Below are 22,699 nucleotides of genomic sequence, written 5' to 3'. Positions count from 1 at the left end.
ATGCCACGTCCTTTCCGGAACGGAATGGTTGCCCGACTGCTTTTGCCGAAGTCCCCGGGTCAGCCGAAGCGTCCGGTGATGTAATCCTCGGTCTGTTTCTTCACCGGTTTGGTGAAGATCTTCTTGGTGGCGCCGAATTCGATGATCAGCCCCTGATAGAAGAAGGCGGTATAGTCGGAGATGCGCGCCGCCTGCTGCATGTTGTGGGTGACAATGACGATGGTGTAGTTCTCCTTGAGGGCGGTGATCAGCTCCTCGATCTTGGAGGTCGCCACCGGGTCGATGGCGGAAGTCGGCTCATCCATCAACACCACCTCCGGCTCGACGGCAACCGCCCGGGCGATACACAGGCGCTGCTGCTGGCCGCCGGAGAGGGCCATCCCCGGCTTGTCGAGCTTGTCCTTGACCTCGTCCCAAAGCGCCGCCTGGCGTAGCGCTTTCTCGACCCGCTCCTGCTGTTCACTGCGGCTCATTTTGTAGTGGAGGCGCAAGCCGTAGGCGACATTGTCGAAGACGCTCATCGAAAAGGGGGTCGGTTTCTGAAAGATCATCCCGACCCGGCGCCGCAGTTCGAGCACGTCGCGGGCTGGATCGAGCAGGTTGTCGCCATCGAGAAGGATTTCGCCGGAGACCCGCTGGTTGCGGTAGAGCTCGAAGATCCGGTTGTAGGTGCGCAGATGAGTCGACTTGCCGCAACCGGAAGGACCGATGATCGCCGTCACCTTGTTGCTGGCGATATCGAGATTGTTGTTGATCAGCGCCTGGTGCTCGCCGTAGTAGAAGTTGAGATTGCGCGTCGATATCTTCACCGGCGTATTGCCAACCAGCGAGGGGCGCTCAGCCGACCTGGCACTCGCCAACGGAGGGGCTTCCGCCGCGAAAGATTCGGCGGGTGCGCTGGTTGCCTGCAGGGAGGATACATTGGTCATGACTTGTGGCTCCTGAGCCAGAGGAGAGTACGGGTAAAGAGGGTCGCGCCGAGGACCCCGGCGGTAATCAGAAAGGAGGCGCCCCAGGCCATCGCCTGCCAGTCGGGATAGGGAGACATGGCGTAGTTGAAGATGGTGACGGTCAGGTTGCTGATCGGCTCGTTGAGAGATTCGGGCCAGTAGGGGCTGTTCAGGGCGGTGAAAAGGAGGGGCGCGGTCTCACCACTGACCCGGGCGACCGCCAGCAGGATGCCGGTGATCAGGCCGTTGCGGGCGGCGCGGAAGACGACGCCGAGGGTCACCTTCCAGCGCGGCGCACCGAGGGCGAGCGCCGATTCGCGCAGCGCGCTCGGCACCAGCGTCAGCATATCCTCGGTGGTGCGGGTGACCACCGGCAGCATGATCACCGCCATCGCCACCGCCCCGGCGTAGCCGGAGAAGTTCTTCATCGGCATTACCAGGATGATGTAGACAAAGACGCCGATAATGATCGAAGGCGTTCCCATCAGCATGTTGCAGGTGAAACGGACCCACTCGCCGAACTTGTTGTGCTGGCCGAACTCGGCGAGGTAGACCCCGGCGAGCAGGCCGGTCGGAACGCCGATCACCATGGCCAGGCCGGTCATCAGCAGGGTACCGAGAATGGCGCTGCCGACGCCCCCCCCGGCCATGCCCGGCGGCGCCGGCCGCTCGGTGAAGAAATCCCAGTTGATGGCGCCAAGCCCGCGGGCGAGGACGACATAGAGGATCCAGACCAGAAAGGCGATGCCGATCAGGGCCGCCAGGCTCGCCAGAGCCCGGAACAACAGGTCGGTAAAGCGCCGCGCTGCCATCGACCGCTCCCGCATCACGCCACCCCCATCTTGCGCTTGGTCCGCTTCAGCCAGATCTGGGCCACCAGTTGCAGCAGGAAGGTGACCGCGAAGAGGACCAGCCCGAGTTCCACCAGCGAACTGAGGTAGATCTCCTCGGAGGCCTCGGTGAACTCGTTGGCGAGAGTCGAGGCGATGCTGTTGGCGGCAGCGAAAAGGGAAGCGGAGATCTCGTGGCGGTTGCCGATGACGAAGGTGACCGCCATCGTCTCGCCGATGGCGCGGCCGAGGCCGAGGAAACAGGCGCCGACGATCCCCTGGATGCCGTAGGGGATCGTCACCTTGCGGCTCACTTCCCAGGTCGTCGACCCCATGCCGTAAGCCGACTCCTTAACCACTGCCGGCACCATCAGGAAGATGTCGCGGGTCACCGAGGTGATGAAGGGAAGGATCATCAGCGCCAGGATGATGCCGGCGGTGAGCATGCCGATCCCCATCGGCGGTCCCTTGAAAAAGGGGAGGTCGCCACCGACCCTGGCGAGGAAGGGCTGCACGTAGTCGGCCATGAAGGGGGCAAAGACAAAGAGCCCCCACATGCCGTAGATGATGCTCGGGATCGCCGCCAGCAGTTCGATCGCCGCACCAACCACGCGACTGACCCGCGGTGGCGCCAGCTCGACCAGGAAGAGGGCGATGATCAGGCTCAAGGGGACGGCAAGGACCATGGCGATGGCGGTCGAGACCAGGGTACCGAAGATACTGCTCGCCGCACCGAACTGTTCGGTGACCGGGTTCCACGACTGGGAGAAGAGAAAACCGAGTCCGAACTTCTCCAGCGAGAGCGCCGACCCGCGATAGAGTTCCCAGAAAATGCCACCGACCAGCGCCACAACCAAAATGCCGCAGGCTGTGGCCAGGCCACGGAATGCGGGGTCAAAGTTCCGTTGCTTTTGCAGCTCCATATTCGCTTTCTCAGATCCGTCGCGAGGAACGGGAGAGAGGCCAAGCACCAACGAGCCGGCGTGAAGCGGGGAATCGTCCCCACTTCACGCGACTCGCAGCTTTGCTCAGCTTGTCAATACCCCGGTTCTGCATTCCGGGGGCGAGGGTTATTTCCAGACCGGCTTGCCATGGGCGCGGATTTCCTTGGCCCAGGTCGCCTCGACCATGTCGACGACCTTTTCCGGCATCGGCACATAGTCGAGCTTGAGGGCCGTTTCGGCGCCATTTTTGTAGCACCAGGCGAAGAAATCAAGGACCGTTTTGGCTGTTTCGGCATTAGCCTGATCCTTGTAGACCAGGATGAAGGAGGCGCCGGTGATCGGCCAGCTCTCCTTGCCAGGCTGATCGGTCAGGACCATGTAGTAGCCTTCGGCGTGGGCCCAGTCGGCATTGGCCGCCGCCGCCTGGAAAGCTTCAGCGGTCGGGGCGACGAAGTTGCCGGCCTGGTTCTTGAGCAGGGCATGGCTCATCTTGTTCTGCAGGGCGTAGGCATATTCGACGTAACCGATGGCGCCGTTGATGCGCTGCACGTAGGCGGCGACCCCCTCGTTCCCCTTGCCACCAACCCCGGCCGGCCACTCGACGGCCTTGTTGTTGCCAACCTTCTCCGCCCATTCCTTGGAGACCTTGGTCAGGTAGTTGGTGAAGATCCAGGTGGTTCCGGAACCGTCGGCACGATGCACCACGGTGATGTCCTGGGCCGGCAGCTTGAGGCCCGGGTTGTCGGTGGCGATTTTCGCGTCATTCCACTTGGTGATCTTGCCGAGGAAGATGTCGGCGAGGACCGCATCGGAGAGGCGCAGTTGCCCCGGGGCGATGCCGTCAATATTGACCACCGGCACCACGCCGCCCATGATCATCGGGAACTGGATCAGGCCGGCTTCGTTCAGTTCGGCCGGTTTCAGAGGGGCGTCGGAGGCGCCGAAATCGACGGTTTTGGCCTTGATCTGCTTGATACCGCCACCGGAACCGATCGACTGGTAATTGAGCCGGACGCCGGTCTCCTTCTCGTACTGGTAGGCCCACTGTCCGTAGACCGGGAAGGGGAAGGTGGCGCCGGCGCCGTTGATGGTGGTGGCCGCCTGCACCTTGGCCACGGGAAGGGTCAGCAGCAGCCCGGACACTGCAACCATCAGCAGCAGGGATTTGAGAATCGAAAAGCTCGTCTTCATTTTGCCTGGTCTCCTTGTTGGGGATTGAATGATTTGACCGTTTGGTTTCGCTGCCTATTATCCCCGGAGATGTTAGCGTTCGGTTAGTGCCTCGTGAGAAGCGTGCAAAATCTCCTGAACTGCCGATTTGCACCTTGTAACAGGCCATTGTTAGTTTTTGGTTAGCAGGGTTCCGGTAGGGGGGCAGACACCGACCGGGCCGGGAGAATGATGGTAAAGACGCTCCCTTCCCCGGGCGTACTTGTCACCACCACCCGGCCCCGATGGGCCTGAACGATGTGCTTGACGATCGCCAGTCCGAGCCCGGTCCCTCCCACCTTGCGGCTGCGCGCCTTGTCGACCCGGTAGAAGCGCTCGAAGAGCCGCGACAGGTGTTCGCGCGGGATGCCGCAACCCCGGTCGCGCACCGCGATCGCCAGATCGCCCCCGGCGCAGCGGACACTGACCCCGACCGCCGCCCCCTCGTCGCTGTACTTGATGGCATTGTCGATCAGGTTGACCAGGGCCTGTTCCAGCAGCGGCGGGCTGATCGCGGCCGGAAAGGCTTCCGGGCAATCGATCTCGAGGGTGACCGAGCGCGCGGCCGCGGTCACCGAACAGGACTGGATCGCGGCCTGCACCACCTCCCGCACCGGCCCCGTCTGCAGCGGGATATCGTGTTTCTCGGCGTCCTGCTCGATGCGGGAGAGGGTCAGCAGGTCGTCGATGATCGCATTCAGCCGCTCCCCCTGGCGGGCGATGATGTCGAGAAAACGCCGCCCGGCCGCGGGATCATTGGCGGCGCCGTCGAGGAGGGTCTCGACACACCCCTTGATGGCGGTGATCGGGGTCTTCAGTTCGTGGGAGACGTTGGCAACGAAGTCGCGGCGCAGGGTCTCCAGGCGCCGCAGCCGGGTGATGTCGTTGACGACGATCAGGGCGCCGAGAATTTCGCCGGCGGCACCGCGCAACAGGGTGCCGTGGGCCTGCAGAAAGCGCTCCTGCTGGTCATGCAGGGTCAGATCGGCTTCCACCGGTTCCCGGCTCGCCAGGGTCCGCGCCACGAAGCGCTGCAGGTCAGCCTTGCGCACCACCTCCTGCAGGCGGCGGCCGAGGACCTGGCCGGAGCGAATACCGAGCAGGGTTTCGGCGGCGCGGTTGATACGCAGGATGCGCTCCTCGGTGTCGACGGCGAGCATCCCCTCGACCATGCTGGCGAGCATCGCCTCCTGCTCGTTGCGCTGGTTGACGACGGTGCTGATGCGATCGCCAAGCTGCACCGCCATCTGGTTCATGGCCGTGGCGAGAGCATCGATCTCTGCCGAGCCGCTTAGAGCGAGGCGCTCGCCGAGTTCGCCATTGGCAAAACGCGCCGCACCGCGGGTCATCTCCTCCAGCGGCCGGCTGATCCGCCGCGATAGCCAGAGGCTGATCAGGGCCGTCATCAGAGCCACCGCAAGCCCGGCCAGGGCGACGCGCAGGTAGAGGCCGCGCAGGGGAGCACTGATGGCATCGACCGCCATCGCCGCCCGCACCGCACCGGTCACCTGGCCCTGCTCCAGCACCGGCACCGCCACGTACATCATGTCGCGGGAGAGGGTGCGGCTGTAGCGAATGGAGGTGCCGACGCGGCCGGCGCTGAGAGCGACCTGCACCTCGGGACGCCCGGCATGGTTCTCCATTTTTTGCGGCTCTTCCTGCGAATCTCCAAGGACGGTACCGTCCGGCAGAATGATGGTAAAGCGGGTCGCGGTGCGCACGCCGAGTTCTCGGCAAAGCCGTTCGAGTCGGGGCCCCTCCGCCGCGGTGAGCCCACCCCGCACCTGCTCCTGCAGCAGGATGGCGCGGGCCTGCAGGCTGTTCTCGGCCTGGCGATAGTAGAAGTCATGCAGGGCGCGGGAATAGAACCAGCTGAGCGCCCCGAGGGCGACGACGATCAGTACCAGGTAGGCAGGATAGAGCTGCCAGAGCAGTTTGCGCGAGCGCATGCTATTCATCCCGGAAACGGTAGCCGACACCGCGCACGGTCTCGATATATTTGCCGCAGGGGCCGAGTTTCTTGCGCAGGCCGACGACCTGCACGTCGACCGCACGGTCGGTCACCGCATAGTCTTCGCCACGCACCGCGTTGACGATCTGGTAGCGGGTGAAGACCCACCCCGGTCGGCTGGCGAGGGTGTGCAGAACCCGGAATTCGGTAAAAGTCAACTCGACTGGCGTCCCCTGGACCAGGACCTCGTTGCGTCCGGGGTGGATGGTCAGGTCGGGAAAAACGATCGCCTCGCCGGCCTCCCGGGCGACCGCCTCGGCCGCGCGCCGGCGCAGCACCGCCCGCACCCGGGCAAGCAGAATCCGTGGCGAAAACGGTTTGGTGATGTAATCGTCAGCGCCCAGTTCGAGGCCGGCGACGACATCCGCCTCTTCCCCCTTGGCGCTCATCATCACCACCGGCACCGCCGCGGTCGCCGCCGTCCCCTTCAGCGCGCGACAGACTTCGAGACCGTCGATCCCGGGGAGCATCAGGTCGAGCAGGATCAGTTCCGGCAGTTGTTCCCGGGCGGCCTTGAGCCCCTCCTCGCCGCTGGTGGCGGTGGCAACCCGAAATCCCTCGCGGGCGAGGTTGTAGTGGACCAGGGCGAGGATATCCTCCTCGTCTTCGATCACCAGAATCTGTTCCTTGGCCATGGCGTCCTGTCCCTTCGGTTTTCCCAGTGGTTACAACAGGATTGTTAGGATCATGTGAGTTTGCCGGCGCGGGGGCGAATTGGCGGCCTCGTCCTGCAAGGTCCCGCCCCTGGCCGCGGTACCGAAGGTCCCTCGATACTGCGCAGCGGCTCGGCCAACAGTTTAACGCAAATGCCGGCGCTTGCAGGAACCACTTTTATTGCCGGGGTCCGGCTTTCTGCTATATTTGCGAGGCCCGGATGGCAATAGCGTTCATCCGGCTGACAGGGACGCCCGGGAGTCGGTATGGGAACCGGTCCAGGCGCCCTTTATCGGACAGGAACGGGGAGGTCGACCATGAAAATCGGAATCTGGGGTGGAATGATCCTGGTGCTGTTGTGCCTCGCGACGACGCCGGCCTTCGCGGCCACGGAGATGCAACCGGGAGAATGGGAGATGACGATGAAGACGGAGATGCCGGGGATGCCCTTCCCGATCCCGCCGATGAAGTACAAGATGTGCCTGACGCCCGAGAAGATGGTCCCGCAGCAGCAGGACCCGAAGCAGGAGTGCAAGATGCTTGAGAACAAGGTGGTCGGCAGCACCGTCTCCTGGGTCATGGAGTGCCGCGACAAGCAGGGGGTGACCCGCAGCGAGGGGAGCATCACCTATCAACGGGAGAGCATGGAGGGGACCATCCATACCACGATCGACAGCAAACAGGACGGCGCCATGGAGATGAACCAGAAGCTTTCCGGCAAGCGCCTCGGCGCCTGCGGCAAGTAGAACGGAGCCGGCCCCGGCGGCCGGGAGTGCGGCGGGAGGGAGAGAAGCGATGGATGCATGCCTGTGGCAGGCCGCGGACCAGGCCAGCCGGCTCGCGGAACTGATCGGTGCAGACCCGGAAGGGACCGGCCTGCCGCTGCGGCGCGATGTCCGCAACCTCGGGCTGCTCCTCGGCGTGGTCCTGCGCGAGCAGGCCGGCCAACGCCTGTTCCAGGTCGAGGAGGAATTGCGGCAGCTCGCCATTCGTCACCGCGACCGGATCGAAGAGCAGGGGATCACGACCCTCGACCCGGAAGGGGAGGCCGAGCTGCAGGAGCGCGCCATCGAACTGCTGCGCGGCCTCAGCCTTGGCGACTGCCACCAGATCGTCAAGGCCTTCAGCAATTTTTTTGAGCTGACCAACCTTGCCGAAACCAATCACCGCAAGCGCCGCCTGCGCGCGGCCAGGATTGCCGGCAGCGACAAGCCGGGCTCCCTGCGCGGCACGCTGCGACGGCTCAAGGAGGGGGGGATCGACGCCGCCACCGCCCGCGGCCTGTTACGGCAGGTGGAGCTCGTCCCGGTCTTCACCGCTCACCCGACCGAAGTCGCCCGCCGCGTCGTCCTGAAAAAGCGGCGCCGTATCGCCGCCCTGCTCGCGGGCTTCGATCACCTCCCCCTCGAAACCGGCGCCGGCCTGATCGATCAGGAAGCGATCCTCGCCGCCATCACCAGCCTCTGGCAGAGTGACGAGGTCCGCCGCCAGCGCCCGACCATCCATGATGAAATTCGCATGGGCCTCGATCACTTTCCCCAGGCCCTGCTCCCGCCCCTGCCGGGGCTCTACCGGGAGGTCGCCGCGGCCTTCACCGCCAGCTACGGCGGCGAGACCGACCCGGCCGAACTGCCGCTCCTGCTCCGCTTCGGCTCCTGGATCGGCGGCGACCGCGACGGCAATCCCTACGTCACCCCGGCGGCGACCCGCGAGGCATTGCAGGCGAGCCGGGAGCTGATCCTCGATCACTACCTGGCGACCCTCGACGAGCTGATCGGCCTGCTCACTTCCTCGGCCGGCCGGGTCGCCCCCGGCGCCGCCCTCGAACAGGCCCTGGCGCAGGGGCTGCGCGCCGTTCCCGGCGCGACCGCCGAGGTCGACCGCTACCCGGAGTGCGAAACCGGGCGCCGTTACCTGGTCCTGCTCCGGCACCGCCTGCGCCTCGCCCGCCAGGGCGCCGAGACCCCCGGCGCCTGCCGGGCCGAGGAATTCGCAGCCGGCCTGAAGCAGTTGCGCGCCAGTCTCGCCGGCCATGGTGGGCTGCGCCTGGCGCAGGCCTATCTCGATCCGCTGCTGCGCCTGGTGCAGACCTGCGGCTTTCACCTGCAGACCCTCGACATCCGCCAGCACGCCGAGGTCCACGCCCGGGCCGCCCGCGAGCTGGCGGCGGGGCAAACGGCCGACGACCTGCCGGCCATCCCTGGCGCCGAAACTCGTGAACTCCTCGAAACCCTGCGCACCCTCGCCGCCCTGAAACTGGAATACCCGCCCGCGGCCCTGCGCAGCTATGTCATCAGCGGCGCCCGCAGCAGCGGCGATGTCCTCACCCTGATCTGGCTGCTGGAGCTGTGCGGCGTGCAGGTGGCGGCGAGCGCCGACGGCAGCGATCCCGGCCTGATGCCGGTACCGCTCTTCGAGTTCATCGACGATCTGCGCCGGGCGCCGCAGACCTGCCGGGAGCTCTGGTCCCTCCCCGCCTACCGTCCCTACCTCGACTCCTGGGGGGGGCGCCAGGAGGTGATGCTCGGTTATTCGGATTCGAACAAGGACGGCGGCATGCTGACCAGCACCTGGGAGATCTACAAGGCGCACCGCGCCCTGCACCAGGTCGCCGCCGAATGCGGAGTGACCCTGCAGCTCTTCCACGGCCGCGGCGGCACCGTCGGCCGCGGCGGCGGACCGACCAACCGGGCGATCGTCGCCCAGCCCCCGGGCGCCTTTACCGGCGCGCTGAAGATCACCGAGCAGGGGGAGGTGATCAACTTCAAATACGCCGACCCGGTCCTGGCCGGCCGCAACCTCGAACTGATGGTGGCCGCCGCCCTCGAAGCCCTGGCCCGGCCGTTGCTCGGCCACGGGCCCCTCGCCCCGGACCGGGAACGGGCGATGGAGGAGCTCTCCCACCTCGCCTTTTCCGTCTACCGGGAGAAGATCGCCGAAAATCCCGACATCCTCATCTATTTTGAACAGGCCACCCCGGTACGCGATTTCGAGCTGGCGCGGCTCGGTTCCCGCCCCGCCAAGCGCCGCAAGAGCGAGGGGCTCGGCGACCTGCGCGCCATCCCCTGGGGCTTCGGCTGGATCCAGAGCCGCCACGGCATCCCCGGCTGGTTCGGCGTCGGCTACGCCCTCGAGTGCTATGCCGAGCGCGGCGATGATGAGTTCGGCCGGCTCCGGGCGATGGCCGCCGACCTCCCCTTTTTCGCCGACCTGCTGCGCAACGTCGAGCTCGCCCTGGCGCGGGTCGACATCCCCCTCGCCCGGCGCTATGCCGAGCTGGTCGAGGATCGTTTGCTGCGCGAGCGGGTGTTCGACCTGATCCACGAAGAATTCCGCCGTACCGTTCGGATGCTGCTCAAGGTCACCGGCCAGACCCACCTGCTGCAGCGCCAGCCCGATCTCGCCCGCTCCCTGTGGCTGCGCAAACCCTATGTCGATCCCTTAAGCCTGCTGCAGATCGAACTGCTGCGCCGCCGGCAGGAGGGGGGCGGCGGGCCGGAGCTCGACGAGGTGCTCGCCGCCACCATCAGCGGGATCGCCGCCGGCCTGCGCAATACCGGCTGACAATTGGAACGGTTTCTGCGAAAATGGCAGGACTTCACCCTGCTGCCCGGTGGCCGCCATGAACGACCCGATCAACCCTTCCTCCGCCGACGTCCCTGAAATAGCCGGCGACCTCGCGCTGACCATCCTCGAGAGCATCGGCGACGGTGTCGTCGTCGTCGATGCCGACTGGCGCTTCACCTACCTCAATCCCCAGGCCGAGCGCTTCCTCGGCCGGCTGCGCGACCAGCTCCTCGGCCACTCCCTATGGGACGCCTTTCCCGAAACCCTGGAAACTGCCTTCGCCCGGCAATTCCAGCGCGCCGCCCGGGAGGAGGCCGAAATCGCCTTCGAGGAGTTCTATCCGCCCCTCGAAAAGTGGTTCCAGGTCCGGGCCTTTCCCTTTCGCGGCGGGGTATCGATTCTGTTCCAGGATGTCAGCCAGCGCCGCAAGCAGGAGGACGCACTGCGCGAGAGCGAAGAGCTCTACCGCTCCCTGGTGGAAAACATCGACCTCGGCATTACCCTGATCGGCCAGGATTACCGTGTCCTGATGAGCAATGCCGCCCAGGGGCGGTTCTTTGCCAAACCGGTCGGCGACTTCGTCGGCCGCCACTGTTTCGTCGAGTTCGAAAAACGGCCGGAGGTCTGCCCCCATTGTCCGGGAACCCGGGCGATGGCGAGCGGCAAACCGGTCACCACCGAAACCCAGGGGCTGCGGGATGATGGCACCCAGCTGACGGTGAGCATCAAGGCGTTTCCGGTCTTCGACGGCGATGGCGTGGCGCGCCGGTTTATCGAGGTGGTCGAGGATATCAGCGATCGCCGCCAGGCCGAGCTCGCCCTGCGGCGCAGCGAGGAGCGCTTCCAGTCCCTCTTCGCCCATGCCAACGCCGGCATCAACATCCTCGCCCCCGACGGCCGCTTTCTGCAGTCGAACCAAGCCTTCGAGAAGTTCATCGGTTACAGCGAGGAAGAGCTTAAGGGGATGACACCGACCGACATCACCCACCCCGACGACCTGGAAGAGACCTGCCGCTATTTCAGTGAAGTGGCCAGGGGCGAGCGCTCCACCTTCAGCTACGAAAAACGCTTTCTGCGCAAGGACGGCCGCGTGATCTGGGGCGAGGTCTCGACCGCCTGGCTCTTCGACGAGACCGGTCAGCCGACCTGCGGCCTCGGCCTGGTCCAGGACGTCACCGAGCGCAAACAGGCGGAGATCCAGCTGCGCCGGGCGCTGCGCGACACCGCCGCCTCCCGCGACCGGATCGACGCCATCCTGCGTTCGGTCAGCGACGGCCTGCTGGTGACCGATGCCTGCCAGCGGCTGACCCATCTCAACCCGGCGGCGGAAGAACTCCTCGGACTCAAGCTGACACGGGTTCACCTGGCGCCGGTCGCCGAGCTCCCTCTCGACCCGGCGCTCTGCCGGCAGTTGCAGATGCCGCTGAGCTGCTGCCAAATCCTGCAGTGCGACTTTACCCTGGCCGGCAGGACCGGCCCCCGGGTGATTCAGGCCCGCTCGGCGCCGATCCTGAACACCAGCGGCGACACCGGCGGCGCCATCACCATCCTGCGCGACATCAGCCGCGAGTGGGAGGTTGATCAGATCAAGAGTGAATTCATCTCCACCGCGGCCCACGAGCTGCGCACCCCCCTCGCCTCGGTGATGGGCTACGCCGAGCTGCTGCTGCTGCTCGGCCAGCTGCCGTTGCCCGAGCAGCAGGAATACCTGGGGAAAATCTGCGAGAAGGCGGAAGTTCTCGCCCATATCATTGATGATCTGCTCGACCTCTCGCGCATCGAATCGGGCCGCCTGATCGCCCTTGACCGCGTCCCCGCCGACCTCAACGAACTGTTGCGCGAGGTCGTCGCGCAGTACCGGCAAGGCTCGCCCGGCCATTCCTTCCGCCTTCAGCTGCTGCTGGAACCGGTCATTCTCAGCATCGACCGGGAAAAGATCCACCAGGTCATGGAAAACCTGCTCAGCAATGCGGTCAAGTACTCTCCCGCCGGGGGGACGATCACGGTGCGGACCACCCTGACCGGCGACCGCTTGCAGATTGCGGTCACCGACCAGGGGATCGGCATGACCAGTGACCAGGTGGAGCGGATCTTTGACAAGTTCTACCGCGCCGATACCTCGAATACCGCCATCGGCGGCCTCGGGTTGGGGATGACCATCGTCCGCAAGATCGTCGACGGCCACGGCGGCGAGATTGCCGTCACCAGCGAAAAGGAGCGCGGGACCACCGTGGTTGTCGCCCTCCCCCTGCACAACGAGGCCTGACCGGCAGGAAATACCTGCTTCAGCCGAAAAGAGCGGGGGAGGTCACGACCTCCCCCGCTCTTTTGATGTTAATTCGCTTCGACCAGCTCGGTTCGCCGGTTGCGCCTCCAGCTGCCCGCAACCTGGCCGGAGACAGGGTTAGGAGCAAGGAGCAGGCAGAAAAGGGGAGCCGCCATGGAAGACCAGGCGGAAATCAGGACGGAAGTGCAGGTGAATGCCGGGCCCTTGTCAAGAGCCAGGTGAGGCGGCCAGGGTCTGCTGCAGACAAAAAAAAGGCGCGCCGCCCAGGAGGGTATCGTGCGACGCGCCAAATCGAGAGGTGTGGTGAGAAGGGTTTGAAGAAGGTCCGCAGTACCCGCCTGCCAAACGGGTCGCTGCTTGGTTATGACTATAGCCCTGCGCTCCCTCCGCGGCTACGTGGCGATGCGTATTTTTTCGGGACCGGATAGGCAGACCCAGACTGTGGATTTGCACAGCCGGGAAACGCCGACGGCGGTCCCTTCCGCGATGTTTCATCCTGGCGCCTGTTGCCGGCGCTGCACGGCAGCCGGTTATCGGCTACACTCTTGGCAAACAACACGGCGAAAGGATCGGCGCATGGAACTCTACCTGATGCAGCATGGCCTGGCGCTTGCCAGTGAAGACGATCCGGAGGAACCGCTCTCCCGGGAAGGGGTGGTGCAGATGCAGATGGCCGGGCGCGCCCTCAAGCGCCTTGGCGTCGTTCCCGACCTCCTCGCCTGCAGTTCAAAGAAACGCTCCCGGCAGAGCGCGGCCCTGATCGCCGAGGCGGTCAACTTCCCCTACAGCGACATTCTCGAGAGCGACCTGCTGCTGCCGCTGACCCCGCCCCGGGAGAGCCTGCGCCTGCTGCGCGGCAATGGTGAAAACGGCACCGGGGCGATTATCGTCGTCGGTCACCTGCCGTCGCTGGCCGAAATCGCCTCCCTCCTCCTCGGCCAGGGGAGCCGGGTGCGCATCCATTTCGAAAACGGCGGCCTCTGCCGTCTCGACCTCCCTGCAGATGCCTCCCAACTGGCGGAACTGCGCTACAGCCTGACCGCCCCCCAGCTCAAGCTGATCGCCGCCTGACACGTCATCCTCATCAGGGAGCAGCGCCCCCCGCCGGGAAGAAGGCTTGACAAGGAACGTCGCCTCTGGGATTGTCTGTTAATAATCATTCTCCATGCTTTGCTCCCAATGAAACCGGTGCCCCCGTGAAGAGTCCGCAGACCCGCCTCGATGAGATCCTCACCAAACTCCGCCAGCGGGAATGCCGGATCACCCCGCAGCGGATCGCGATTTTGCGGGCGCTGCTGCACAGCGACCAGCATCCGAGCGTCGAGATGGTCTACCGCCAGGTAAGCGCCCTCTTCCCGACCACCAGCCTCGCCACGGTCTACAAGACCGTCAATCTCCTCAAGGAGATCGGCGAAGTCCTCGAAATCCCCATTAGCGCCGGCCGCAACCGCTACGACGGCAACAACCCCTCCCCCCACCCTCACCTGATCTGCACCCGCTGCACCAGCGTCAGCGATCCCGCGGTCAGCCTGCTCGGACCCCTGCAGGACGAAGTGGCGCAGGCCACCGGCTACAAGATCACCTCCCACCAGGTTCAACTCTTCGGTCTCTGCCCCGCCTGCCAGCAAAAATAATCCTGATTAGGTCTGATTCTCAGCTATGACACATTCTGTCGCACAGGGAGCATAGAGTTTGGCCATGGAACTCATGAATAACAAGGAGGTTAGCATCCATGGCCATCAATCGTATCCAGTTCCAACCGGGGCTGAGCTTGGCTGATTTTCTCAAAGACTATGGTACGGAGGCCCAATGCGAGGCGATCCTTGAGCACTCGCGCTGGCCCCAAGGATTTGTCTGTCCAGCATGCGGTGCAAGCCGCGCGGTCCAGTTTCGGCGAGGACGGTCGAACATCTTCCAGTGCTGTCGCTGCCGCAAACAGATCTCGCTGATCTCCGGAACGATTTTCCATGGGAGCAATCTGCCGCTGACCCAGTGGTTTCTGGCCCTCTACTTCATGACACAAGGCAAGTCCGGCCTGTCGATGCTGGAGTTGAGACGAATGCTGGGTTTGAGCTACAAAGCGGCTTGGCGGCTCAAGCACAAGCTCATGCAGGCGATGTTCGAGCGCGAAGAGACAACGGTTCTGGCCCAGCGGGTCGAGATCGACGACGCCTACTTGGGCGGGGAACGCTCCGGCGGTAAGGTTGGTCGCGGTTCGGAGAACAAAGTTCCCTTCATTGCGGCAGTGGAGACCAGTCACGAGGGCCATCCGCTGCGAGCTGTTTTTAGCCGGGTGACGACCTTCAGCAGCCATGACGTTGATCAATGGGCCAAGAATCACTTGGCACCGACGGCGCTGGTCGTTTCTGATGGCCTGAATTGCTTCCGCGCCGTCACCAAGACTGGGTGCTACCATCAGCGAAAGGTGGTTGGTGATCAACGCAGAAGTACCGACATGGGCTGCTTCCACTGGATCAACACCATCCTGGGCAATCTTAAGACGGCCATGGCCGGAACGTATCATGCGTTTGACTTCGACAAATATGCGCATCGCTATCTGGCCGAGTTTCAGTACCGGTTCAACCGGCGGTTCGATCTGCGCAGCATGCTGCCAAGACTGCTGTTCGCCTGTGTCTCAATCGGCAAGCGGCCCGAGGCCTGGCTTCGCCGAGCTGAGAATTGGACCTAATCAGGAAAATAATTGCCGCCCTTTTTTTGTCTTCTTATGGATAATGATTTTCCACAAAGATTGACAAATGAATAGCGCCTGTTAAAGGTAAAGAACTTCCAATACGACACAGGCCGAAACGCTTTCCCTGTCCCCAACGAGGAGGAGATTCATGAGTACCGATTCCAAGTGCCCGGTAACGGGACATTCGGTCCAGCAGGTCGCCGGCGGCGGTAACGCGAACCGGGACTGGTGGCCGAACCAGCTCAACCTGCGCATCCTGCACCAGCATTCCAGCCTCTCCAACCCACTGGGGGCGGACTTCAACTACGCCGAAGCCTTTAAAAGCCTCGACCTCAAAGCGGTGAAAGCGGACCTCTATGCGTTGATGACCGACTCGCAGGACTGGTGGCCGGCCGACTACGGCCACTACGGCGGCCTCTTCATCCGCATGGCCTGGCACAGCGCCGGCACCTACCGCATGGGCGACGGCCGTGGCGGCGGCGGGAGCGGCAACCAGCGCTTCGCTCCCCTCAACAGCTGGCCCGACAACGTCAATCTCGACAAGGCGCGGCGGCTGCTCTGGCCGATCAAACAGAAATATGGCCGGAAGATTTCCTGGGCCGACCTGATGATCCTCGCTGGCAACTGCGCGCTGGAGTCGATGGGCTTTACGACCTTCGGCTTCGGTGGCGGCCGTGTCGACATCTGGGAGCCGGAAGAAGATATTTACTGGGGCGGGGAGAAGGAATGGCTGGCGACCAGCGACAAGCCCCAGAGCCGCTACTCCGGCGATCGCGAGCTGGAGAATCCCCTCGCCGCGGTGCAGATGGGTCTGATCTACGTCAACCCGGAGGGGCCGGACGGCGAACCCGACCCGGTGGCGTCCGGGCGCGACGTGCGCGAGACCTTTGCCCGCATGGCGATGAACGACGAGGAGACCGTCGCCCTCATCGCCGGTGGCCACACTTTTGGCAAATGCCACGGCGCCGGGCCGGCTTCCCATGTCGGGCCAGAGCCGGAGGCGGCCGGTCTCGAGGAGCAGGGACTCGGCTGGAAGAGCAGTTTCCGCAGCGGCAAGGGGGCCGATGCGATCAGCAGCGGCATCGAAGGGGCCTGGAAACCGAACCCGGTCCAGTGGGACATGGGCTATCTCAAGGTCCTGTTCAAATACGAGTGGGAGAAGGTCAAGAGCCCGGCCGGGGCCTGGCAGTGGCTGGCCAGGGATGTCGACGAGGAGGACCTGGTGGTCGACGCCTTCGACCCGAAAAAGAAGCACCGGCCGATGATGACCACCGCCGACCTCTCGCTGCGCTTCGACACGATCTACGAACCGATCGCGCGGGACTACCTGGCCCACCCCGAGAAGTTCGCCGACGCCTTCGCCCGCGCCTGGTTCAAGCTCACCCACCGCGACATGGGCCCCAAAGCGCGCTACCTCGGCCCGGAGGTGCCGGCGGAAGAGCTACTCTGGCAGGACCCGGTACCTCCCCTCAACCACCCCCTGGTCGACGCAGCGGACATCGCCGCGCTCAAGCGACGGCTCCTCGCGTCCGGGTTGCCGATCCCGCAGCTGGTCGCCACCGCCTGGGCCTCGGCCTCGACCTTCCGCGGCTCCGACCTGCGCGGCGGCGCCAACGGCGCCCGCATCCGCCTCGCACCGCAGAAGGACTGGCCCGTGAACGAACCGGCCCAGCTGGAGACCGTGCTGCAGACCCTGACGACGATCCAGCAAGAGTTCAACCATTCGGGACTGGGCGGCAAGCATGTTTCCCTCGCCGATCTGATCGTGCTCGGCGGCTGTGCCGCCGTCGAACAGGCCGCCCACAAGGCCGGCATTGGCGTGACCGTTCCCTTCACGCCGGGTCGCACCGACGCAACCCAGGAGCAGACCGATATCGCCGCCTTCGCCGTCCTCGAACCGGTCGCCGACGGTTTTCGCAACTACCAGAAGGCGAAGTACAGTGTCGCGCCGGAAGAGTTGCTGCTCGACCGGGCGCAGCTACTCACCCTGACCGCCCCCGAGATGACGGTCCTGGCCGGCGGCCTGCGCGTCCTGGGAGCCAACGTCGGCCGGTCCCGGCATGGCGTCTTTACCCATCGACCCGGAGTCTTGAGCAACGATTTCTTCGTCAACCTGCTCGATATGGGAACAGCGTGGAAGGCGTCCGCGGGGGACGCGGACCTCTTCGAGGGGTATGACCGCGCCAGCGGCGTACCGAAATGGACCGGCACCCGCATCGACCTCGTCTTCGGCGCCAACTCCCAGCTGCGGGCGCTGGCGGAGGTCTACGGCAGTGCCGACGCCCAGGAGAAGTTCGTGTACGATTTTGTCGCCGCCTGGGACAAGGTGATGAACCTCGACCGCTTCGATCTCGCCTGAGCGGTATCGGCGAAACAAGACAAGGGCCCGGCAACATTTCGAAAATGTTGCCGGGCCTTTTTTCTCATCCCGAGCCGGGGGTTTTCACCAGCCAGCGGCACCCCGGACCCTTACCTGAACGTAAAAGTTATGTAAAACTCTTCTTTGGCGCAGCATCTGTCACTGCAAAGTGGTACAACAGGAATGTCCCGGACCCACTCCCCGAAAGTGAAGGCCATGAGCCGACATCCCCAGCAACCCAAGTACAGTCTCGGCGAAGAGATCGCCAACGGCGTCAGCCATGGCATCGGCATCCTGCTCGCCCTTGCCGGCCTGCTCGTGATGCTCTACTTTGCCTCCCGCTACGGCAGCGCCCGCCACCTCGTCTCCGCCTCCGTCTTCGGCCTCACGCTGATCTTCGCCTACACCACCTCGACCCTCTACCACAGCATCCCGCTGCCCGGTCCGAAGCGCATCCTGCGCATCTTCGACCATGCCGCCATCTACCTGCTGATCGCCGGCACCTACACCCCCTTCACCCTGGTCAACCTCTCCGGTCCCTGGGGGTGGTCGCTCTTCGGTGCCATCTGGGGGATGGCGGTTCTCGGCATTGCCTGCAAGGTCCTGCTGCCGGCCCGCTTCTCCCGCATCTCCGTCCTCTTCTACATCGGCATGGGCTGGGCGATTGTCGTTGCCACCCGGCCGATGCTGACGCACGTCGAGGTCGGCGGGCTCTGGCTCCTTCTGGCCGGCGGCCTCGCCTATACCGGCGGTATCCTTTTCTATCTCCTCGACCGCCTCCCCTACAACCACATGATCTGGCACCTCTTCGTCATGGCCGGCAGTTCCCTGCACTTCTTCGCCATCCTCTTCTACGTGATGCCCGGCGCGCCGTTAACCTGATACGGAACGGCCTCACCCCGGGAATACTAAGCCGCAACCTGATTACTCGACATCAGCTGACAGTAAAGCGACAATCTTTGTGTCGGAAAAGCTCCGGATCAACGCCGGAGAACACTCTATCGATCGCATAGCGGAGTGAACCTTGGCTCGCATATCATCAGAACCATCTTGCCGATACGGTAGTCCCTGAGTTGATACCAGACCCCTTTATCCGGGTGCAGTCCCGGAGAGCAGGGCGGCAGATAAAAGAGCTTGCCCTCGGATGGCGGTGAGTACCCTCTGGGACACGGAGCCCACAAGCTTTCAAATTGACGATCATCTTTTCCGGGTGATATCCTCCAGACCTTAAAGAGTAGCCTTCTTCCCGTGCAGCCGCAGGTGTACGCAACGTGAATCTCACCCTCACCCCATCCGGTCATCTGCTGATGATCGGCGCGACTCCCGACGTCGACTCCGCTCCTCCCGAATCCTCTCCCTTTAACGGCGAAAAAATAGCGCAGGCCTTCGCCGCTTCGCCATCGGCGGGAATCGTGACGCTGGCCGGCAGTAAATCGGCGCCGGACTGGCCGCTGCCCTGGGTCTTCTGGCGCGACTTCGGTTCCCGTTATCTTCTTCTGCTCTGCCAAAGCCAGCCGACTGCCGACCGCCTGGAGCCCCTGCCGCCCCTCGACTCCGCAACGCTTGCCCAGTTGACACTGAGCCTGCCGCCGATGCCGGGCGGCGAATACTGCACCCCCGCGCTTCTCGCCACCATCTGGAGCGAGCTCGACCGCTGGACGCGCGAGGCGATCGCCGGCGATCCCGAAGGATTCGCCGGTTTCCTGCACCGGCATGCGCCGCTCTGGCGGCAGGTGGGGCGGGTCTGCTTTCACCTGGCCGAGAACAAGAACGATCCCGACTATCCTTTTGCTTTCATGGCGACCTACATCCCGCGGCTCGGTAAAAACGCCCGCGCCCAGCATCTGCCCCTCAGCCAGGCTCTGCGCGAATATGCCGGCGCCAACAATCGCGAAGCCCTGCTGCGCCTGCTCGAACCGGTGCAGGCGGCTGGTGCCCGCTGCCCGTGGGTGAACGAGCTGCTCGAGAGCGGCGACCTCTATCACCCGCTGGCCTGGACGCCGGAGGAGGCTTATCCGTTTCTGAAGGATGTGCCGGTCCTGGAGGAGAGCGGGCTGGTGGTGCGACTGCCCGACTGGTGGAAAAAACGTCCGCGTCCCAAGGTGCAGGTGGCGATCGGCGGCAATGTCGGCGAAACCCTGTCGGCACAGGCGCTCCTCGATTTTCGCGTGCAGCTGACCCTGGACGGCGCCGACCTGACGCCGGAGGAAATCGCGGCGCTGACAGCCTCCGGCGAGGGGCTGACGCTGCTGCGCGGGCAGTGGGTCGAGGTCGATGGCAAGAAACTGCGCCAGGCGCTGGAACAGTGGCAGCGGATCGAAACCGAAGCCGGAGACGGCCTCTCCTTCATGGAAGGGATGCGCCTGCTAGCCGGCGCCCGCCGCGACCTGTCCGCCAACGATCTCACCCTTGAGGAGACCGGGTGGGCCTTCGTCGAAGCCGGGGAGCGGTTGCGGGAGTTGCTGGCCGGACTGCGGGAGCCGGCGCGGCTGGCGGTAGTGCAGGCCGGTGACCGGTTGCAGGCGACCTTGCGCCCTTACCAGCAGACCGGCCTCAACTGGCTCTGGTTTCTCTCCGAACTGGGGCTGGGCGCCTGCCTCGCCGACGACATGGGATTGGGCAAGACGATCCAGGTAATCTCTCTGCTGCTGGCGCAAAAAGGGCGAAGCGGGAAATCCTCCCCCAGCCTGCTGGTGCTGCCGGCGTCGCTGCTGGGCAACTGGAAGAGCGAGCTGGAACGCTTCGCGCCATCCCTCACCGTCGTCTGCCTGCACCCGTCGGAGGGGGAGCCCGGGCAGCGGGAGCGCATTGCCGCCGACCCTGCCGGCAAACTGGCCGCTGTCGATGCGGTACTGACCACCTACGGCATGCTGCAGCGGCAAGAGTGGCTCAGGCAACAGGAGTGGAACCTGATCGTCCTCGACGAGGCGCAGGCCATCAAAAACCCCGCTACCCAGCAGGCCAAGGCGGTAAAAACCCTCAAGGGCCGGGCGCGCATCGCCCTGACCGGCACGCCGGTAGAAAACCGCCTGGCCGATCTCTGGTCACTCTTCGATTTCCTCTGTCCCGGCCTCCTCGGCTCCGCCACCCGCTTCAGGCAGTTCGTCGCCGCCCTCGAAAGTTGCGAGCCGCCCTCCTATGCGCCGTTGCGTACGCTGGTCCAGCCCTACATCCTGCGCCGGCTGAAGACCGATCGCAGCGTGATCGACGATCTCCCCGACAAGGTCGAGATGGTCGCCTGGTGCGGCCTCGGCAAGGTGCAGGCGCGTCTCTACGGGCAGGCGGTCAAGGAATTGGCCGCGGCGCTCAAGGAACAGCGGGAAGGGATAAAGCGGCGCGGGCTGATCCTGTCGTCGCTGATGCGCTTCAAGCAGATCTGCAACCATCCCGGTCAGGCGCTGGGCGACGGCGACTACGCCGAGGAGCGCAGCGGCAAGTTCGCGCGTCTGCGGGAACTTGCCGAAGAGATCGCCTCGCGCCAGGAGAAGGTGCTGGTTTTTACCCAGTTCCGGGAAATGACAGGACCAATCGCCGCCTTTCTGACGACGCTCTTCGGCCGGCCGGGGTTGGTGCTGCATGGCGGCACGGCGGTGGCCGAGCGGAAGAAACTGGTGGACCGCTTCCAGCAGGAGGACGGCCCGCCCTTTTTCGTCCTTTCGCTGAAGGCCGGCGGCTCCGGCCTCAATCTGACCGCCGCAAGCCACGTCATCCATTTCGACCGCTGGTGGAACCCGGCGGTGGAAAACCAGGCCACCGACCGCGCCTTCCGCATCGGCCAGAAGAAGAATGTCACCGTGCATAAATTCATCTGCAAGGGAACGGTCGAAGAGAAGATCGATGCCCTGATCGCCGCCAAAACCGGATTGGCGAGCGAATTACTGGAGGGCGCGGAAACCCTGCTGACGGAGTTGAACGACGAGGCACTGCTGCGGATGGTAACCCTCGACCTGGAGAGGGCGGCGATATAGAATCTGCAACGGAAAACGCCTCGATGCACCGGTGAGATTGCCGGAAGGAAGCTGACATGAGTTATTACGAATGGGCGCCCTACGTGCCGGTGGCGGCGCGACGGGCCAAGGCGGCAAAGCGTATGGAAAAGCTGCGCAAGAAAGGGGTCGACGTGCAACCGGTCGAGCTGACCGGGCGCAAGATCGCCGGCTCCTTCTGGGGCAAGGGGTGGTGCGACCACATGGAATCGTTCAGCGATTACGCCAACCGTCTTCCCCGTGGCCGCACCTATGTCCGCAACGGTTCGGTTTGCCATCTGGCCATCAAGCGGGGGCGGGTCGAGGCGATGGTCAGCGGAACGCAGCTGTACAATGTGGTCATAACCATTTCGCCGCTGCTGAAAAACAAATGGGATCTCGTCAAAAAAGCCTGCACCGGCCGCATCGGCTCATTGATCGATTTGTTGCGCGGCAAACTGGATCATGGCGTCATGGAAGTGGTCGCGGATCGCCAGAGCGGCCTCTTTCCGCTGCCGGGAGAAATGAAATTCGACTGCGACTGTCCGGACTGGGCCGGAATGTGCAAGCATGTGGCGGCGGTCCTCTACGGTGTCGGCGCCCGCCTCGATCACTCCCCTGAAATGCTCTTTGTTCTGCGCGGGGTGAATCACGAAGAGCTGGTCGATGTCTCCACGGCGATAACCGACGCCACCAAGGAGGGTACCTCCCGGCGACGGATCGCCGCCACCGGCATTGCCGATGTCTTCGGCATCGACTTGGCCGATTCTGCCGAAGATATGACGGCGAAATCCCCCCCGCCGGCGAAGATATCGACGTCTGCTGCCGATTCATCGCGGCTGAAAAAGGCGAGACAGCAGCGGGCGAAACAGGAATCAGAAAAAAACCCCGCACCCAAAAGAACGCCCAAGGTGGACACCTTTCCCGCCCCCCTCACCGGCGACGCCATCCATGCCTGGCGGACGGCGCGCGGGGAGACACAGGCGATATTCGCCGCCCGCATCGGCGTCACCGCCGCCAGCATTTCACAATGGGAGAAAAAGGGCAAAAAGGTCATCGGCATGCAGGTGCGCACGCTGGCGGCCCTGCGCAAGGCCTGGCGGCTGACCCACTCATGATGTGCTCTGCCCTTCATCGACGTGGGGGCATTGTCTGATTGTCAATGCGGTGCATTCCGGGCCGGGGAAAAAACCGGAGGAAAACCGGGACACATTTGAACAGTAGTCTATCG

Annotated in this window: 16 protein-coding genes; 10 read left to right on the top strand and 6 right to left on the bottom strand. The window is 64.3% G+C overall.

Translation table 11 applies throughout. The features are described 5' to 3' along the window. Nucleotides 1-59: 59 nt before the first annotated feature. From pstB to DBW_RS02945, 6 genes are all read right to left on the bottom strand, one after another. Complete coding sequence (pstB, locus tag DBW_RS02970; protein ID WP_082820146.1) at nt 60-929, bottom strand: phosphate ABC transporter ATP-binding protein PstB; 870 nt, start codon at nt 927-929, stop codon at nt 60-62. After that, entirely contained in the window at nt 926-1,777 is an 852-nt protein-coding gene (pstA, locus tag DBW_RS02965; RefSeq protein ID WP_066723974.1) for a phosphate ABC transporter permease PstA, read from the bottom strand. The genes pstB and pstA overlap by 4 nt, the downstream gene beginning before the upstream one ends. Further along, nucleotides 1,777-2,703, bottom strand: coding sequence for a phosphate ABC transporter permease subunit PstC (pstC, locus tag DBW_RS02960; protein WP_066723971.1), 927 nt, complete (start codon nt 2,701-2,703; stop codon nt 1,777-1,779). Before pstC ends, pstA begins: the two co-directional genes overlap by 1 nt. Before the next feature lie 147 nt (nt 2,704-2,850). Continuing rightward, on the bottom strand, nt 2,851-3,915 hold the full coding sequence (gene pstS, locus DBW_RS02955; RefSeq protein ID WP_066723968.1) for a phosphate ABC transporter substrate-binding protein PstS: 1,065 nt from the start codon (nt 3,913-3,915) through the stop codon (nt 2,851-2,853). 161 nt (nt 3,916-4,076) lie between these two features. Beyond that, nucleotides 4,077-5,882 carry a sensor histidine kinase gene (locus DBW_RS02950; protein WP_066723965.1) on the bottom strand — a complete coding sequence of 602 codons (1,806 nt, stop codon included), beginning with the start codon at nt 5,880-5,882 and terminating at the stop codon, nt 4,077-4,079. Between the two features lies 1 nt (nt 5,883). Then, entirely contained in the window at nt 5,884-6,579 is a 696-nt protein-coding gene (locus DBW_RS02945) for a response regulator (protein WP_066723962.1), read from the bottom strand. 336 nt (nt 6,580-6,915) lie between these two features. Between DBW_RS02945 and DBW_RS02940 the strand changes: the two genes are divergently transcribed. The 10 genes from DBW_RS02940 (at nt 6,916) to DBW_RS02895 (ending at nt 22,586) form a co-directional block, all read left to right on the top strand. Beyond that, on the top strand, nt 6,916-7,344 hold the full coding sequence (locus DBW_RS02940) for a DUF3617 domain-containing protein (RefSeq protein ID WP_066723959.1): 429 nt from the start codon (nt 6,916-6,918) through the stop codon (nt 7,342-7,344). A 49-nt stretch (nt 7,345-7,393) separates the two neighbouring features. Next, complete coding sequence (locus DBW_RS02935) at nt 7,394-10,162, top strand: phosphoenolpyruvate carboxylase (protein ID WP_066723955.1); 2,769 nt, start codon at nt 7,394-7,396, stop codon at nt 10,160-10,162. Between the two features lie 58 nt (nt 10,163-10,220). Beyond that, nucleotides 10,221-12,431 carry a PAS domain S-box protein gene (locus DBW_RS02930; protein WP_066723952.1) on the top strand — a complete coding sequence of 737 codons (2,211 nt, stop codon included), beginning with the start codon at nt 10,221-10,223 and terminating at the stop codon, nt 12,429-12,431. 597 nt (nt 12,432-13,028) lie between these two features. After that, a complete protein-coding gene (locus DBW_RS02925) occupies nt 13,029-13,523 on the top strand; it encodes a SixA phosphatase family protein (RefSeq protein ID WP_066723949.1) in 495 nt (164 codons plus the stop codon). Nucleotides 13,524-13,648: 125 nt separating this feature from the next. Then, nucleotides 13,649-14,086: a Fur family transcriptional regulator gene (locus tag DBW_RS02920; protein ID WP_066723946.1), complete on the top strand. Its 438-nt coding sequence runs from the start codon at nt 13,649-13,651 to the stop codon at nt 14,084-14,086. A 98-nt stretch (nt 14,087-14,184) separates the two neighbouring features. Next, entirely contained in the window at nt 14,185-15,141 is a 957-nt protein-coding gene (locus tag DBW_RS02915; RefSeq protein ID WP_066723323.1) for an IS1595 family transposase, read from the top strand. A 151-nt stretch (nt 15,142-15,292) separates the two neighbouring features. Next, nucleotides 15,293-17,503 carry a catalase/peroxidase HPI gene (gene katG / locus DBW_RS02910; protein WP_066723943.1) on the top strand — a complete coding sequence of 737 codons (2,211 nt, stop codon included), beginning with the start codon at nt 15,293-15,295 and terminating at the stop codon, nt 17,501-17,503. A 216-nt stretch (nt 17,504-17,719) separates the two neighbouring features. Further along, nucleotides 17,720-18,385, top strand: a complete 666-nt coding sequence (gene trhA, locus DBW_RS02905) for a PAQR family membrane homeostasis protein TrhA (protein WP_066723940.1) — start codon at nt 17,720-17,722, stop codon at nt 18,383-18,385. 389 nt (nt 18,386-18,774) lie between these two features. Continuing rightward, complete coding sequence (locus tag DBW_RS02900) at nt 18,775-21,471, top strand: DEAD/DEAH box helicase (RefSeq protein ID WP_066723938.1); 2,697 nt, start codon at nt 18,775-18,777, stop codon at nt 21,469-21,471. A gap of 56 nt (nt 21,472-21,527) precedes the next feature. Further along, a complete protein-coding gene (locus tag DBW_RS02895) occupies nt 21,528-22,586 on the top strand; it encodes an SWIM zinc finger family protein (RefSeq protein ID WP_066723936.1) in 1,059 nt (352 codons plus the stop codon). Nucleotides 22,587-22,699 lie beyond the last annotated feature (113 nt).

The sequence above is a fragment of the Desulfuromonas sp. DDH964 genome, assembly GCF_001611275.1.
Taxonomy (GTDB): Bacteria; Desulfobacterota; Desulfuromonadia; order Desulfuromonadales; family DDH964; genus DDH964.
Note: the sequence above shows the minus strand (reverse complement) of the source record. Positions and strands in the feature narration are given on the sequence as shown.